The sequence below is a fragment of the Dactylosporangium sp. CA-052675 genome (assembly GCF_050947935.1).
Taxonomy (GTDB): domain Bacteria; phylum Actinomycetota; class Actinomycetes; order Mycobacteriales; family Micromonosporaceae; genus Dactylosporangium.
Map to the genome: position 1 here is coordinate 4,450,318 of NZ_CP192010.1, position 13,739 is coordinate 4,464,056.

General features: G+C 75.3%; 15 protein-coding genes. 9 read left to right on the plus strand and 6 right to left on the minus strand.

Going from position 1 to position 13,739, the window contains the following annotated elements; all coding sequences use genetic code 11:
• Positions 1–36 precede the first annotated feature (36 nt).
• On the plus strand, positions 37–939 hold the full coding sequence (locus ACQP1P_RS20420) for an SDR family NAD(P)-dependent oxidoreductase (protein WP_433088371.1): 903 nt from the start codon (positions 37–39) through the stop codon (positions 937–939).
• A gap of 88 nt (positions 940–1,027) precedes the next feature.
• On the opposite strand, the gene ACQP1P_RS20425 is transcribed toward ACQP1P_RS20420, so the two are convergent.
• From ACQP1P_RS20425 to ACQP1P_RS20445, 5 genes are all read right to left on the minus strand, one after another.
• Complete coding sequence (locus tag ACQP1P_RS20425; RefSeq protein WP_433088373.1) at positions 1,028–1,693, minus strand: hypothetical protein; 666 nt, start codon at positions 1,691–1,693, stop codon at positions 1,028–1,030.
• Positions 1,694–1,734: 41 nt separating this feature from the next.
• Positions 1,735–2,820, minus strand: coding sequence for an erythromycin esterase family protein (locus ACQP1P_RS20430; protein ID WP_433088375.1), 1,086 nt, complete (start codon positions 2,818–2,820; stop codon positions 1,735–1,737).
• A 104-nt stretch (positions 2,821–2,924) separates the two neighbouring features.
• Positions 2,925–4,157, minus strand: coding sequence for an acetyl-CoA hydrolase/transferase family protein (locus ACQP1P_RS20435; RefSeq protein WP_433088377.1), 1,233 nt, complete (start codon positions 4,155–4,157; stop codon positions 2,925–2,927).
• Between the two features lie 12 nt (positions 4,158–4,169).
• Positions 4,170–4,484 (minus strand): HPF/RaiA family ribosome-associated protein, encoded by a 315-nt coding sequence (locus tag ACQP1P_RS20440; RefSeq protein ID WP_433088379.1) that lies wholly within the window; start codon positions 4,482–4,484, stop codon positions 4,170–4,172.
• A gap of 192 nt (positions 4,485–4,676) precedes the next feature.
• Positions 4,677–5,186, minus strand: coding sequence for a DUF2231 domain-containing protein (locus ACQP1P_RS20445; protein WP_433088381.1), 510 nt, complete (start codon positions 5,184–5,186; stop codon positions 4,677–4,679).
• 194 nt (positions 5,187–5,380) lie between these two features.
• On the opposite strand from ACQP1P_RS20445, the gene ACQP1P_RS20450 reads away from it, so the two are divergent.
• Positions 5,381–6,148 (plus strand): hypothetical protein, encoded by a 768-nt coding sequence (locus ACQP1P_RS20450; RefSeq protein WP_433088382.1) that lies wholly within the window; start codon positions 5,381–5,383, stop codon positions 6,146–6,148.
• A 10-nt stretch (positions 6,149–6,158) separates the two neighbouring features.
• Here ACQP1P_RS20450 and ACQP1P_RS20455 read toward each other — a convergent pair whose 3' ends face one another.
• The gene (locus tag ACQP1P_RS20455) at positions 6,159–6,614 is read right to left on the minus strand and encodes a hypothetical protein (protein WP_433088384.1); all 456 of its coding nucleotides are present in this window, start codon (positions 6,612–6,614) and stop codon (positions 6,159–6,161) included.
• 110 nt (positions 6,615–6,724) lie between these two features.
• Between ACQP1P_RS20455 and ACQP1P_RS20460 the strand changes: the two genes are divergently transcribed.
• The 7 genes from ACQP1P_RS20460 to ACQP1P_RS20490 all read left to right on the plus strand — a co-directional run bounded on the left by ACQP1P_RS20460 (position 6,725) and on the right by ACQP1P_RS20490 (position 13,651).
• Positions 6,725–7,819 (plus strand): sensor histidine kinase, encoded by a 1,095-nt coding sequence (locus ACQP1P_RS20460; RefSeq protein WP_433088386.1) that lies wholly within the window; start codon positions 6,725–6,727, stop codon positions 7,817–7,819.
• Positions 7,820–7,869: 50 nt separating this feature from the next.
• A complete protein-coding gene (locus ACQP1P_RS20465) occupies positions 7,870–8,460 on the plus strand; it encodes a response regulator (RefSeq protein ID WP_433090060.1) in 591 nt (196 codons plus the stop codon).
• 29 nt (positions 8,461–8,489) lie between these two features.
• The gene (locus ACQP1P_RS20470) at positions 8,490–9,110 is read left to right on the plus strand and encodes an ABC transporter ATP-binding protein (protein WP_433090062.1); all 621 of its coding nucleotides are present in this window, start codon (positions 8,490–8,492) and stop codon (positions 9,108–9,110) included.
• On the plus strand, positions 9,107–10,588 hold the full coding sequence (locus ACQP1P_RS20475; RefSeq protein WP_433088388.1) for a DUF6297 family protein: 1,482 nt from the start codon (positions 9,107–9,109) through the stop codon (positions 10,586–10,588). The genes ACQP1P_RS20470 and ACQP1P_RS20475 overlap by 4 nt, the downstream gene beginning before the upstream one ends.
• 81 nt (positions 10,589–10,669) lie before the next feature.
• Positions 10,670–11,083 (plus strand): membrane protein insertion efficiency factor YidD, encoded by a 414-nt coding sequence (gene yidD / locus ACQP1P_RS20480; protein WP_433088390.1) that lies wholly within the window; start codon positions 10,670–10,672, stop codon positions 11,081–11,083.
• Positions 11,084–11,119: 36 nt separating this feature from the next.
• Positions 11,120–11,347 carry a DivIVA domain-containing protein gene (locus tag ACQP1P_RS20485; protein ID WP_433088392.1) on the plus strand — a complete coding sequence of 76 codons (228 nt, stop codon included), beginning with the start codon at positions 11,120–11,122 and terminating at the stop codon, positions 11,345–11,347.
• An 84-nt stretch (positions 11,348–11,431) separates the two neighbouring features.
• Entirely contained in the window at positions 11,432–13,651 is a 2,220-nt protein-coding gene (locus ACQP1P_RS20490) for an MMPL family transporter (protein ID WP_433088394.1), read from the plus strand.
• The last annotated feature ends 88 nt before the right edge of the window (positions 13,652–13,739 follow it).

Below are 13,739 nucleotides of genomic sequence, written 5' to 3' on the forward strand. Positions count from 1 at the left end.
AGCGGATAGATTATCCGTTCAAGGAAGGGGACCGTCATGGACATGGCCGGGCGCACCGTCATCGTGACCGGGGCCAGCAGCGGGCTCGGGCAGGCCACCGCGCGCGAACTCAAACGGCGCGGCGCGCACGTCATCGCGGCCGTGCGCACGCCGGCCCGGGCGGCCGAGTTCGACGCGCGGGTGCTGGACCTCAACGACCTCGACTCCGTGCGCGCGTTCGCGGCGGGCGTCAGGGAGCCGGTCGACGTGCTCGTGAACAACGCGGGCATCGGCAACCGACCGCGGGAGCTCAGCGCGCAGGGCTTCGAGAGCACGTTCGCCACCAACTTCCTCGGCCACTTCGCGCTGACCGGCCTGCTGCTCGACCGGATGCGCGACGACGGCCGGGCGCGGATCGTGCACGTGGGCTCGGCGCTGTACCGCCACATGAAAACGCTCCCGCTCGACGATCTGGCCGCCGAGCGCGGATACTCCAAGGGCCGCGCCTATGTCGGCTCGAAGCTCGCCCAGCTGGTCTTCGGCCTCGAGCTCGACCGGCGCCTGCGCCGCGCGGGCCGCCCGATCCGCAGTCTCGTGGCCCACCCGGGCATGGCGAACACCCCGATGAACTCGAACCTGCCCAGCCGCGCCGGGCGGGCGTTCATGAGCGTGCTGCAGGCGACCGTCGGCCGGCCCGCCGACCGCGCGGCGATCCCGATCCTCTACGCGGCCACCGACCCGGCCGCGCGCCCGGGCGACTTCATCGGCCCGCGCCTGCGCAGGTGGGACGACCGCGTGCACGCCGGCGCGATCGCCCCGCACGCGGCCGACCCGACCCTCGCCGCGCGCCTGTGGGCCGTCGCGGAGGACGCCACCGGCGTGCGGTTCGACCTGGACGGCGGGACAGCGCCTCCCGTAGCAGGTCCCGGGCCCCGGCGCCGCCGTCCAGCGGCCGGTTGACCCGCTCCGGCGGCCGGCCGGACGGCACCGGGCGTCACCGGGCTTGCCGGCCCGGCGCGGCGAGCGCCCGCGCCGGGCCGGCGGTCGCTCACCGGCCCGTCAGGAGCGGCTCGTGGGTGTCCCAGAGCCACCGCAGGTACTCCCGCAGTTCCTCCGGCGTCGCCACCCAGCCCTCGCGCATGTAGGTCAGGATCCGCCGCAGCTCGCCGGGCACCAGCTCGTCGGCCGTCGCGCCGGTCTCCGGGATGCGCCGGTGCGGGGGCACGGCCACGGGGACCGGGATGAGCGGGACGCGCAGGTCGCGCCGCAGCAGCTCCTTGAGCACGGTGAGATACGCGCGGGGCAGGTGGTACGGCGACACGGCCAGCGCCAGCCCGCCGATGCCGCGATCCCGCACCCGCTCGGCGATCCAGACCGCCTGCCGGCCGGTGTTGGCCGCCGGCTCCGGCTGCACCTCGACGCCCTCGGTGCGGCGCAGGCCGAGGCCGCGCAGGTGGTCGAGGGTGATCTCGACGTACGTGGCCTCGGCCGGATTGCTGGTGGCGACGAGGAGCCGGCGCAGCCGCGGGTTCGACTCCCACGCCTGGATCGCGTGGGCGAGGCGCCACCGCTCGCCCTGGCCGCTCGCGATCGCGATCGCCTCCACGCGCTGCGCCGCCGCCTGCGGCAGCGACAGGATCATCGTGATCGCCGTCGTCACCGCCGGGAGCCGCTCGTCGGTGAAGTCGCCGGCGACGAGGCGGGGGATCTGCACGAACCCGAGTATGGCCAGTCCGGCGCCGCGATGTCGATGACTCAGCCGGGGACGTGCAGGACGGCGTCGACGCCGGCGACGGTGTCCGCGTCCAGCGGGAAGTAGCCCATCTGGGGTGTGGTGTCGGTGCGGGTGCGCGCGGCCGGGACCTCGGCGGCCGGGGTGAGGCCCGGGCGCAGCCGCCCCTCGTACGTGTCCGGGCCGGGTGCGCCGAGGCCCTTGGCCGCGCTCGTGCCGAGGCTGCCGGCGATGACGTGATACCGGGCGCCCAGCAGCGGCGCGACGATCGACCCGGCGCCGCTCCAGCTCAGCTCCAGCTCGCCGATCGTCCAGCGGCTCGGGCCGCGGCGCAGGTGCAGATTGTGGCCGTAGAGCAGCGCCGGGGTGTCCCGCAGGTCGAGGATGTTCTCGGCGATGAGCACGTCGCGCACGGCCATCAGCCGCGACACCCGCACGCTGTGGTCGAGCCCGGGGATCGAACAGGCGCGGTGGTACCGCAGCAGCTGCATCCCGCCCGTCAACTGCGTCCGGGCCCGGCGCCAGGCCGCGACGGACGTGGCCGCGATCAGCGACGGCGCCCGCATGTGCAGCTCGGTCCACAGCTCCTCGGCGATCGTGCGCAGCTCGGCGGCCTCGGGGCCGGAGCCGGGCGACTGCGCCGGGTCCAGCACGGCCTCGGGCCGCGACCACCGCTCGTCCTCGCCGGCGATCCGGTCGAGATCCAGGTCCAGACCCAGATACCCGCGGGCGTACTCGAGGTGGCCCCGCGGGCTCGGCGCGCTCATGTTCTCGGTGGGCGCGTCGAAGCCCTGCAGCGAGAGCCGCTCGTGCGGGGGCCGTGCCGCGTTGTGCTCCCGCATCCACACGACCAGCTCGCGGTTGGCCGCCAGCCGGCCCCACCCGTGCGAGAAGCCGTCGCGCAGCACCGTGTCGAGGTCCCCGACGCCGTCGCGCACGTAGTCGTCGACGAGCATCGCCGCGACCCGGTCGATCTCGAGCGCGATGGTGCGGAAGCCGCGGCCGGCGAGCTCGGCGAACAGCTCGTTGCGCCGGCGGGGGACGGCGTCCTCGAGGTGTGTCGGCTCGCCGAACGCCAGCAGTTCGCAGGACTCAGGTACGAAGGTCATGCACATGGATCGTAACGCTGGAACAACGGTTGAAACTCGGCCGGGCATCCCGCGCTCGGAGGCGCAGCAAACCCTCAAACCGCGTGGCCACCCCGCCCGCCGGCTCAGCGCAGTGGCAGGCCGAGGCGGCGCCCCGCGTCGAGCAGCGAGTCGTGCACGGCCGGGTGGGCGGCGTGGTCGAGGATCTCCTGCGCCTGCTCCACCGAGTCGCGGCCCCAGATGCGCGCCGTGCCCTGCTCCGTGACGATGTAGCTGTGCTGGAACGAGGTCACCGGCCCCGACAGCAGCGGCACGACCGCGGACACGTCCGCCTTCGGGTGCCAGGAGCGCAGCGCGATGATCGCGTGGCCGCCGGGGGAGTGCATCGCCCCGACGATGAAGTCGGTCTGGCCGCCGAAGCCCGAGTGCGTGCGGCTGCCCACCCGGCTCGCGTTGGCCTGGGCGAACAGGTCCACCTGCAGGGCGCTGTTGACGCTCATGAGGCCCGGGTGCGCGGCGATCGCCGCCGGGTCGTTGGTCTTCTCGGTGCGCAGCATCCGCACCCGGGGGTTGTGGTCGACCCAGTCGTAGAGCTCCTCGGAGCCGAAGCAGAACGAGGCCGTCACCGGCGCCTCGGGGTCGAGCGCGCCGGCCTTCTGCAGGGTCAGGGCGCCGTCGGTGAACATCTCCGACCAGATGCGCAGCCCGCGCCGGCCCAGCAGCGCCTCCAGGGTGGCGTCGGGGATGGCGCCGATGCCCAGCTGCAGGGTCGCCTGCGGCGGTACCAGGGAGGCCACCCGCTCGCCGATGGTCCGGGACGTGTCGTCGGGAGCCGCGGGAGCGTGCGTGGCCAGCGGCTCCCCGGCCTCCACGAGGTAGTCGACCGCCTCGACGGGCAGCTGGGCGTCGCCGTAGGTGACCGGCATGCCCGGATTCGCCTGCGCCACGACGATGCCGCCGCGCGCGCGGCACGCCTCGACGGCGGCGGGCAGCACATTGACCTCGACGCCGAGGCTCACCGCCCCGGCCGCCGGCGGCGAGGTGTGCAGCAGCACCACGTCCGGCACCAGGTGCTGGCGCAGCAGGTCGGGGACGAGCGAGAGGCGGCACGGCAGGTACCGCAGCCGCGGCCCGCCCCGCATCCCCGGCCCGACGAACGACGTCTCGTGGACGACGCCGTCGCGGTCGGGGATCCCCGGTTGGGCGTTGAGCATGACGAGCCGGAACTCGGCGATGCTCGCGTCGGCGACGGCGAGCAGCCGGTGCGGCGCGGCGAAGTTGCCGCTGGCGACGATTCGCGGCACACCCGGCAGCGCGCCGAGGACGTGGCCGAGCTCGGACTCGGTGACGGTTCGCATCGGGGACCTCCTTCAGCGGGTGGTTCGCCCGCGGTCCAGCCGGGCCTGAAGGCGGTCCTGCAGCCGGTCCAGTGCCTCGTACGGCGAGTCGCCGTGCGCCTCGGCGTGCAGGACCCGGCCGTTGACGTCGATCTCCGCGCGGGCGGTCACCGGCCGGACCGCGGCCGGGTTGCCGGTCCGGTCGAGCCGGACGCGGGCGAACAGCACCGGCCGGGCCGTGTGGCCGAGGACCGCGGCGACCTTCTCCCGGGCGTAGCGCTGCACCTGCGGCTCCATGCCCGGCTGCAGCTGCACGCCGATCTCGACCTCGTCATGGGTGCGGGACATCGTCGTCGTCCTTCCGCCGTGGGCGCCGGGCGGAGGTTTCCGCCCGAGATCATCTGATCGCCATTGCGGGGGACGTATCCAGGGGCCGACGGCCCGCGGCGGCGGGGACTTCGGCCCCTGCGCGTGCGCCGGGCAACGCACGACGCTCGGGCCGTGGGACGAGCCAGCCCCAGCGCCTGATGCGTCGCGGTGTCAGTCGTGCCCGCGGCCGTTGTCCTGCGAGCTGAAGTTGCCGGTCCAGGCGGCCTTGGCGCCGGAGTCGCCGATGCGGTACATCCCGTAGACCCCGGCCGCGCCCGCGACCAGCGCGAGCACCGCCACCACGCTCGTCACCGCGCTCGACAGCGGCGCCAGGTAGGTCCGGCGCCCGGCCACCGCCCGTGCCTCCCGGTCGCGCCACCAGATGACGAGCGCCAGGAGGGCGATCGGGACGGCGTACAGGATCGCGGTGTCGCCCAGCTCGGCGTGCGCGCGCACCAGCTCGCCGCGCGGCACCCGGCGCTCCAGCCACTCGCCCGCGTCGGTGGTCAACGGCACGAGCAGCACGACCAGCACGGCCAGGACGGCGTTCGGGCCGGCCAGGCGGTGCCGGGCGGCCGGCCACACCGCGCTCAGCACGAGCAGCAGCGCCGCCAGCGGCAGGAGCACGACGATGGCGTGGACGAGCAGAATGTGCGCGGGCAGGCCGTTGAAGGTGGTCATGGAGTCCTCGCCGGGAGCCGGATGATCTGTCCGGCCCAGACTAGGAACCCGATTCTTAGAGTTCTCTGTGTACGGCTCGCCGGCCGGACGGCAGGACATGGGACCGGATTCGTGCATGTGCACCCTGCCGGTCGATGCGGACCCGGGCCCGGTTAAGCTCCGCGCCTGAGGGTGGCGTACCGGACTGGAGAAGGATGACCGAAGTCCCTGTGCTCTACAGCCCCTGGTACGTCCTCGGCGTCTTCCTCGCCAACGGCATCGGCTGCGTGCTGACCGTCTTCTGCCTGGTGCGCATGACCGACGAGCGCCGCTCGACGGCCAACCGGGTGGTGCTGGTCGTCGGCGCCGCCTGGGGGCTGATCGAGACCGCCCGCGACGACGCCCTCTTCGTCCTCGCCACCGCCATCCACCTGCGCGACGATCAGGTGCGGTTCTTCCTGGCCCCCGGGCTGGCGCTGACCGTCGGCACCGTGCTCATCAGCATCGTCGTGCTCGGGGTCGCCGCGGCCTGGCCCCGGCCACTGTGGACGGTCGCCGCCGGGGTGACCGTCGGGCTGCTCACGTCCGCGATGATCGTGCAGTCGATGCTGTCGGGCCGCTCCGGCTACGTCACGTCGATCAACGCGCCCGCCGCGGTGGCCATCGCGGCGGGGCTGACGGCGGTCGTCGCGGCGGCGGTCTCCCTGGCGACCGGCGCCACCCAGCGCTGGCGGACGGCGGTGCCGATCGTGGCGGTGGCGCTGGTCATGACCGTCGCGCAGTACCTGATGGCGGGCCAGGTGACCATCGACTTCAGCGCGACCGTCGACGACGCGGCCGGCGCGTCGCCGCTCACGCTCATCTTCATCACGGTCGCCGCGTTCGGCGTGCGGATGATCGCCCTCCTGCTGCTCAGCCTCACCGACGAGGGCCGGGTCGAGCAGGCGTCCGAGGCGTACGAGGGGGCCCGCCGGGCCCGCTGACCACCAGATCCTAGTGCGGCCCGCCGGTGGCGCCCGCGATCGCGATCGCCGTGAGCAGGCGCTGCCGGCGGCGGGTCAGCACGGCGAAGCACGCGGTCAGCACGACCAGGTCGAGTTCGGCCCAGTCGCCGGTGACCTCGACCCGCAGCGGCCGCCCGGGCCAGCCGGCCCGCACCTCGATGCGGGCGTCGCCGCGGGTCAGCGCGCCCGAGTGCCGGCCCAGGCTCCAGCGCACCGCGTCGCCGCCGGGGCCCGGCACGCGGGCACCGGCCGGGTGCAGGGTCACCACCGGGCGGCCGCCGGCGCGGGCCACCACGCCGAGGCGGCGGCGGTCGGTGGGCTCGAGCTCGAAGTCCCCCGCGTCCGTGCGCAGGGCGCCGTGGCGCATCGAGCCGCGGGTGCGCAGCGTGGCGGTCCGGAAGGCGTGGTTCCCGCCCCGGCTCGCCACCGTGTGGGCGGTCGTCATGGCCCCGACGGTTGCAAACCCGGGCGGGGCGGCGCATCGGCCGGGCGGGACCCGCGGTTACGACTTTGGTCGGTGGTACCGCGGCAGTGTCTCCGCCTAGTCTGACCGCCGTGAGCACGACCGGTCCGCTGCGGGTCGCGGCCACCGTGATCGCCATCGCGATCGGGGGCCTGACCGCGGCCGGCCTCGTGCCCTCGCACGGCCCGCTCGACATCGCGGTCGCCGTCGTTGCTGTCACGGGGGCGGTCGCGGCGCTGTTCCGCCCCGTCGGTGCGGGCCTGGCACTCGGCGCGCTGGCGGCCCTCTCGCCGGTGGCGACGCCGGCCGCGACGTTCGCGGCGCTCAACGCGGCCCGGCGCCGTCCCCTGCGAGGCGCCGTGGCCGTGGCCGTGGCCGGGATCGCCGGGCACGCGGTGCAGGGCCGCTGGCGGCCCTACCCGGGCCTGTTCTACGGGTGGTGGCTGCTGCTCATGGCCGCCGCCTACGCCGCGCTGCTCGGCTGGGGCGTCTGGGCCCAGGCCCGCCACCAGCTGCTGATCTCGCTGCGGGAGCGGGCGCGGCGGGCCGAGGCCGAGCAGGGCCGGCGCGTGCTCGAGGCGCGGCTGGCCGAGCGCACGCTGGTCGCGCGGGAGATGCACGACGTGCTCGCGCACCGGCTGTCGCTGCTGGCGATGTACGCGGGTGCGCTGGAGTACCGCCCGGACGCCCCGCCGCAGCGCCTCACCGAGGCCGCGGGCGTGATCCGGCTGGGCGTGCACCAGGCCCTCGACGAGCTGCGGGAGGTGATCGCCGTGCTGCGCCACGAGGACACCGGCGTCGTGCGCTCGCTGCCGGACGTGCCGCGCCTCGTGGAGGAGGCGGTCGCGGCCGGGCAGAGCGTCCACCTCCGCGACGAGTCCGGCGCGCCCGAGCTGGCGCCGGTGGTCGGGCGCACCGCGTTCCGGGTCGTGCAGGAGGCGCTCACGAACGCGCGCAAGCACGCGGCGGGCCAGCCGGTCACCGTCGAGCTGCGCGCCGAGGGCGGGATGCTCGTCGTCGACGTGCGCAACCCGGTCGGCGAGGACCTGCCGGACCTGTCCGGCTCCGGGGTCGGGCTGGTCGGGCTCACCGAGCGGGTCGGGCTCGCCGGCGGCACCCTCGACCACGCCGTGACCGCGACGGGCGAGTTCCGGCTGCGAGCGGAGCTGCCGTGCCGGACGGTCTAGTGCGCGTGCTCGTGGTCGACGACGATCCGTTGGTACGGTCGGCGCTCACGATGATGCTCGACGGCGCACCCGGCATCGAGGTCGTCGCGGCGGTGACCGACGGCGACGAGGTGCCCGCCGCGCTCGACCGGCACGCGGCCGGCGTGGTGCTCATGGACCTGCGCATGCCCCGGGTCGACGGCATCCAGGCGACCCGCCGTGCCCGCGCCCGCCCGCAGCCGCCCGAGGTCGTCGTGCTCACCACCTTCGACACCGACGAGCACGTGGTGCGGGCGCTGCGGGCCGGGGCGAGCGGATTCCTGCTCAAGGACACCCCGCCCGGGCGGATCGCCGAGGCGATCCGGCGCGTGGCGGCCGGCGACCCGATCCTGTCCCCGGCCGTCACCCGGCGGCTCATGGCCCGGGTCGCCGCCGACGCGGCCGCGTTCGAGCGGGCGCGCGGGCAGCTGGCGGCGGTGAGCCCGCGCGAGCGGGACGTGGCCGTGGGCGTCGCGCGGGGGCTGACCAACGCGGAGATCGCCGCGGAGCTGACCATGAGCGTGGCGACGGTGAAGGCGCACCTGACGCACATCATGACCAAGCTCGGCGTGGACAACCGGACCCAGGTGGCGATGCTCGTCCACGACGCCGGGCTGGTCTGAGCGAGGTCTATGCTCGGCCGGTGCTGACGATGGACCGGCTCAAGGTCGGGTACGGGGACCGCGTCGTCATCGAGGAGCTGACCCTCGCGATCGAGGCGGGCGAGGGCGTGGCCCTGCGCGGCCCCAACGGCATCGGCAAGTCGACGGTCCTGCGGTGCGTCGCCGGGCTGCTCGAGCCGGCCGAGGGCGAGGTCCGCGTCGGCGGCGAGCGCGTCGACGAGCGCGAAGCCGGCTTCCGCCGGGCCGTCGCCGCCCTCCTCGAGCCGCCCGCCTGGTATCCAGGGCTGTCGGCGCGGGAGCACCTGACGCTGGTACGGATGGCCAACGCCCCGATCGCCGAGGACTGGTTCGCCGACGGGGAGCTCGCGGCCCGGCTCGGCGTGGACGGGTTCGCCGACGCCTCGCCCGGCAGCCTGTCCTCGGGCCAGCGGCAGCGGCTCGCCCTCGCGATGGTGTTCGACCGCCCGAGCCGCCTGCTGCTGCTCGACGAGCCCGAGCGCCACCTCGACCAGGAGGGGCGGGCGACGGTCGCGGCGCTCATCGACGAGTACCTGGGCCGGGGCGGGGCCGCGCTGCTCGCCTCGCACGACCCGACGGTCACGGCCGGCTGCGAGATCATCGAGCTCGGCCTCGACTGGGCCGACGAGTGAACGTCCGCCGCTGGATCCGCAAGCGGCAGCGGGCCGCCGGCGACGCCTCCGACCGGTTCGAGACCATCTACACGCTCGTGCTGCTCGCGGCGATGGTCGGGTACATGATCTGGGCCCAGGTCCGCTCGGTCCTCAGCGGGGAGACGACCGCCCCGGCCGGCGTCCGCGAGGGCGTGGTGCTCGCCGCCGGGCTCGCCTGGGCCGCGGCGCTGCTGGCCGTGACCGCCGCCCTCGGCCCGCTGTCGACCTCGGCGCCCGCCCTGCAGTGGCTGTTCACCGCCCCGCTGGACCGCCGCCCGCTGCTCGTCCCGGCGGCCGCGCAGGTGCTCGGCCTCGGCCTGCTCGCGGGGCTGGCCCAGGGCCTGCTCACCCTGACGCTGTCGACGACCGGCGCCGGCGCCGTGCTCGTCGCCGCGATCGCCGGCGGGGTGCTGGTGACCGGGGCCGCGGCCGTCGTACAGTCCGCGAGCCGCCGCCCGGCCCGCCGGCTCACCGCCGCCGCCACGGTCCTGGCGATCCTCGCCGCCGCCGTCGGGGTCCTCTCCGCCGTCGGCACCCCGGTCACCGCCGTCGCCGCGACCGGCCCGTGGGGCTGGCCGCTGCTCGCCGGTCGGCACGCCTGGGTCGCGGCCCTCGTCGCCGCCGCCGCACTCGCGGTTGCCTTCCTGCTCTGGTACCGCCTGAGGTCCTACACCCTGGCCAACCTCGCCGACGCCGCCCAGAGCAGCGGCGCCGCCACCGCCGTGTTCGTGACCATGGACCCGGGCCTGGCCTCGCGCGCCGCCGAGGAACGCCGCTGGCGCGGCCGCCGGCTCGGCCCCGACCGCCTCCCGCGCCTGACCGGCAGGCTCGCCGCCACGGGCCAGGACGCGCTGCTGCTGGCCCGCTCGCCGGTGCGCGTCCTGCTGGCCCTGGCCCTCACCACCGTCCCCGTCCTCGCGACCGGCCTGCCCGTGTCCCGCTGGGTGATCGCCGCCGCGTGGCTGCTCGCCGGCGTGGCCGCGGCCGCCGCGGCGACCGCGAACGCCCGCCGCGACCGCGACGACCCGGCCCTGGCCCGGCTGCTCGGCCTCACCGACGGCCGGCTCTTCACCGGCCGCGTCGCCGTGCCTGTGGTGCTGTGCACCGTCTGGTCCACGATCGCCCTCACCGCCGTGGGCGCCCAGGCCCACGCGGGCGGCCTGGGCGTGTGGGCCCTGCTCGGCGCGTGCGCGGGCCCGGGCCTGGCCGCGGGCGCCCTGCGCTCGGCGCGGCGCCGCCAGGTCCGCCACGACATCGCCCCGCTGGTGTCACCCGCCGGCACGATGCCCACGGGCCTGCTGGTCTGGCTGGCGGGCGGCGTGGACGTGGCGGTGCTGGCGCTGTGGCCGGCCTTGTTCGCGATCGTGACCCGGCACCCGCAGACCGCCCTGGCGAACCAGATCATCTTCTCCGCGGGCGCCCTGGGCGCGATGTTCGTCGCCGCCCGCCGCGCCTGACGGTCCGGCGGGTGCTCCGGGCTGTCCGATGCGGTACAGCGGCATTGATCACGGCCGCCGCCCGGCCGCACAATGCGCGGCGTGGATGAGGCGGAGGCGTCGCCGCGGCGGCGGTGGTGGCGGGACTGGTCGAGCTGTGACCTCAGCGGGTGTGACCTCGACTTCTGCGACGGCTGTGACGGCTGCGACGGCTGCGACTGCAACCCGTTCATGCTCGGCTCGCTGCTCACGCTCATGGCGGTCGCGGCGCCGACGCGGCCGCCCCGGGTCGCCGCCAGCGGGCCGGGCCGGGCGGGCATGGCCGCCATCCGCGGGTACCAGCGCTTCCTCTCCCCGCACCTGCCCTTCCGCTGCCGGCAGACGCCCTCGTGCAGCAACTTCGGCCTGGAGGCGGTCCGCCGGTACGGCCTGGTCGAGGGTTCCCGCCTGACCGCCGCGCGCATCAAGCGCTGCAACCCGTCGACCCCGCGAGGCACGGTCGACCCGGTGCCGTGATCGCTGCCGGTCACGGCGGCGGAGCACACTGGAGGCATGACGCAGTTCACAACCGGGTTCCACGGCTATGCTCGCGCCGAGGTCGACGCGTTCGTCGAGAAGGCCAACGCGGCCATCGCCTCCGGTGAGCCGGAGCGGGTGGCCCAGGCCCGGGCGGAGGCCCAGGCGGTGAGCTTCAAGGTGGCCTTCCGGGGCTACGACCAGCCGGAGGTCGACCACTACCTGCGCCGCATCGCCAAGGGCCGCCCGGACGATCGCCCCTGAGCGTGGCGGGCCGCCGGCGAGCGCGGACAGGCCGGTCCGGTGACATTCGTTTTCATGGTTCGGTCGCGGGGCATCACGCCGTGCATGGATATGCGCAGCCGGTGGCGGCCGAGTCTCTTACCGCGGGCGTACGCCGCGTTCGTCGTCGGCCTGCGATGGCTCATCGTGGGCGGGTGGGCCGCGGCCGCGGTGGCGTCGGTGGTCTATCTGCCGGCCGTCGGGCAGGGCGGCAGCGATCTCGAACAGCTCGTCTCCGCCGACAACCCGGCCGTGCGCAGCGAGCTGCGCTCGTTCGACAAGTTCGGGTTCCCGCTGCTCAGCCGCGTCGCCGTGGTGCAGCGCAACCCGAACGGGCTGTCGCAGGCGACGCAGACCGAGGCGGTCGAGCGGGCCAAGGCGGTCAGCGAGGGGACGTACGGCGACGTCGGCCCGATCCGGGCGGCCGTTCCGGTCATGAATACGCTCGGGCTGTTCCCGGGCTCGGCCGAGGACGGCACCACGATCGTCACGCTGCTGTTCACCAATCCGGACGTGAACTTCGCGGGGCAGGTCCAGGCGGCGGAGCGGTTCGTCGCGGCGCACTACAGCGCCGACGACTCGGTCGTGGGCATCACGGGTTCGGTACCGGCCCGCGTCGAGCAGGCGCGCATCGTGCAGTCGTCCGTGTCGCGGCTGGAGCTGATCACGGTCGCCGCCGTCTTCCTCATCGTCGCGGTCGCGTTCCGTTCGCTCGTCGCCCCGCTGGTCGCGCTCGGGGTGGCCGGCGTCGCCACCCTGCTGACGCTGCACGTGGGCGGGGCGCTGGCGCTGCGGCTCGGCGTGCCGGTGCCGCAGGAGACCCAGCCGCTGCTCGTCGCGCTGCTGCTCGGCGTGGTCACCGACTACGTGGTGTTCTACCTCTCGGCGGTCCGGCGCGGGCTCGGGGCCGGCGAGACGAGGCTGGACGCGGCCCGGGCCGCGACCGCGCGGTTCACGCCGATCATCGTGGTCGCGGGGTTGACCGCGGCGGCCGGTACCGGTGCGCTGATCGTCGCCGGCTCGCCCGCCTTCCGCGCGTTCGGGCCGGGGATGGCGCTGGCCATCCTCATCGGCGCCCTCGTGTCCGTCACGCTGGTGCCGGCTCTACTGGCGATTCTCGGCCGCGCGGCCTTCTGGTCGCCGCTGCGGCCCCGGGCCACCCCGCCCCCGCGCCCCGTCGGCGGGCGCCGGTGGGCGCGGCTGCTGACCCGCCGCTGGTTCGCGCTGCCGGTGCTGCTGCTGTGCACCGCCGGGCTGGTCGTGGCCGCGCTGCCGCTGCAGCACATCAAGCTCGGGGTGTCGTTCGTCGAGGCGCTGCCGAAGGACCGTCCGGCCCGGGCGGCCGCGACCGCCGCCGAGACCGGGTTCGCCGACGGGATCCTCTCGCCCACGGAGGTACTGCTGGAAGGCGACGCCATCGCCGGGCGCAAGACCGAGCTCGCCCAGCTCCAGCAGGCTCTCGCCAAGGAGCCCGGCGTCGCCGCGGTGATCGGCCCGACCACGCCCAACCTGCCCGAGGGCTACAACGTGTTCCGCTCGTCCGACGGCTCCGCGGCCCGCTACCTGCTGATCCTGGCCGACGAGCCGCTCGGGGCCAAGGCCGTGGACACCATCGGCCGGGTCCAGCGCGACCTGCCCGGGCTGCTCGCCGCCGCCGGTCTCGACGGCGCGCGGGCGAGCCTCGGCGGTGACACCGCGGTGGCCCGGGTCATCGTCGAGCAGACCACCGACGACCTGGGCCGCATCGCGATCGCCGCGCTGCTGGCCAACCTGCTGTTCCTCATGCTCTTCCTGCGCGCGCTGGTCGCCCCGATCGGGCTGCTCGCGTGCAGCGTCCTCGCGATCGGCGCGACGCTCGGCCTGACCACGTGGCTGTTCCAGGACATCCTGCACGCGGACGGGCTCACCTTCTACGTGCCGTTCGCGGCCGCCGTCCTGCTGGTCGCGCTCGGCTCCGACTACAACATCTTCGGCATCGGCCCGGCCTGGCGCGAGGCCCGGACCAGGCCGCTGCGCGAGGCCCTCGCGCTGACCCTGCCGCACTCGGCCCGGGCCATCCGCACCGCCGCGTTCACCCTGGCGGTGAGCTTCGGGCTGCTGCTCATCGTGCCGCTGCGCCCGTTCCGTGAGCTGGCGTTCGCCCTGTCGGTCGGCGTGCTGCTCGACGCGTTCGTGGTGCGGTCGCTGCTCGCCCCGGCGCTGCTGAGCGTGCTGGGCTCGACGGTCGCCCCGGAGCCGGACCCGGAGCCGGAGGTGGTCGAACGGGCGGACGCGCCCGTCGGCTGAGGTTTGCCCGTCGGCTGCGGTGCGCCCGTCGGCTGCGGTTCGCGCGCCGGCTCCGTGCGCCGGCTGGGGTCCGCCCGTCGGCTGAGGT

What these genes read in the sequence shown, in the direction of transcription:
- ACQP1P_RS20420 (WP_433088371.1), top strand. Translation starts at nt 37, where the DNA reads ATGGACATGGCCGGGCGCACCGTCATCGTGACCGGGGCCAGCAGCGGG.
- ACQP1P_RS20430 (WP_433088375.1), bottom strand. Translation starts at nt 2,820, where the DNA reads ATGACCTTCGTACCTGAGTCCTGCGAACTGCTGGCGTTCGGCGAGCCG.
- ACQP1P_RS20435 (WP_433088377.1), bottom strand. Translation starts at nt 4,157, where the DNA reads ATGCGAACCGTCACCGAGTCCGAGCTCGGCCACGTCCTCGGCGCGCTG.
- ACQP1P_RS20440 (WP_433088379.1), bottom strand. Translation starts at nt 4,484, where the DNA reads ATGTCCCGCACCCATGACGAGGTCGAGATCGGCGTGCAGCTGCAGCCG.
- ACQP1P_RS20445 (WP_433088381.1), bottom strand. Translation starts at nt 5,186, where the DNA reads ATGACCACCTTCAACGGCCTGCCCGCGCACATTCTGCTCGTCCACGCC.
- ACQP1P_RS20450 (WP_433088382.1), top strand. Translation starts at nt 5,381, where the DNA reads ATGACCGAAGTCCCTGTGCTCTACAGCCCCTGGTACGTCCTCGGCGTC.
- ACQP1P_RS20455 (WP_433088384.1), bottom strand. Translation starts at nt 6,614, where the DNA reads ATGACGACCGCCCACACGGTGGCGAGCCGGGGCGGGAACCACGCCTTC.
- ACQP1P_RS20465 (WP_433090060.1), top strand. Translation starts at nt 7,870, where the DNA reads ATGATGCTCGACGGCGCACCCGGCATCGAGGTCGTCGCGGCGGTGACC.
- ACQP1P_RS20470 (WP_433090062.1), top strand. Translation starts at nt 8,490, where the DNA reads ATGGACCGGCTCAAGGTCGGGTACGGGGACCGCGTCGTCATCGAGGAG.
- ACQP1P_RS20485 (WP_433088392.1), top strand. Translation starts at nt 11,120, where the DNA reads ATGACGCAGTTCACAACCGGGTTCCACGGCTATGCTCGCGCCGAGGTC.
- ACQP1P_RS20490 (WP_433088394.1), top strand. Translation starts at nt 11,432, where the DNA reads ATGGATATGCGCAGCCGGTGGCGGCCGAGTCTCTTACCGCGGGCGTAC.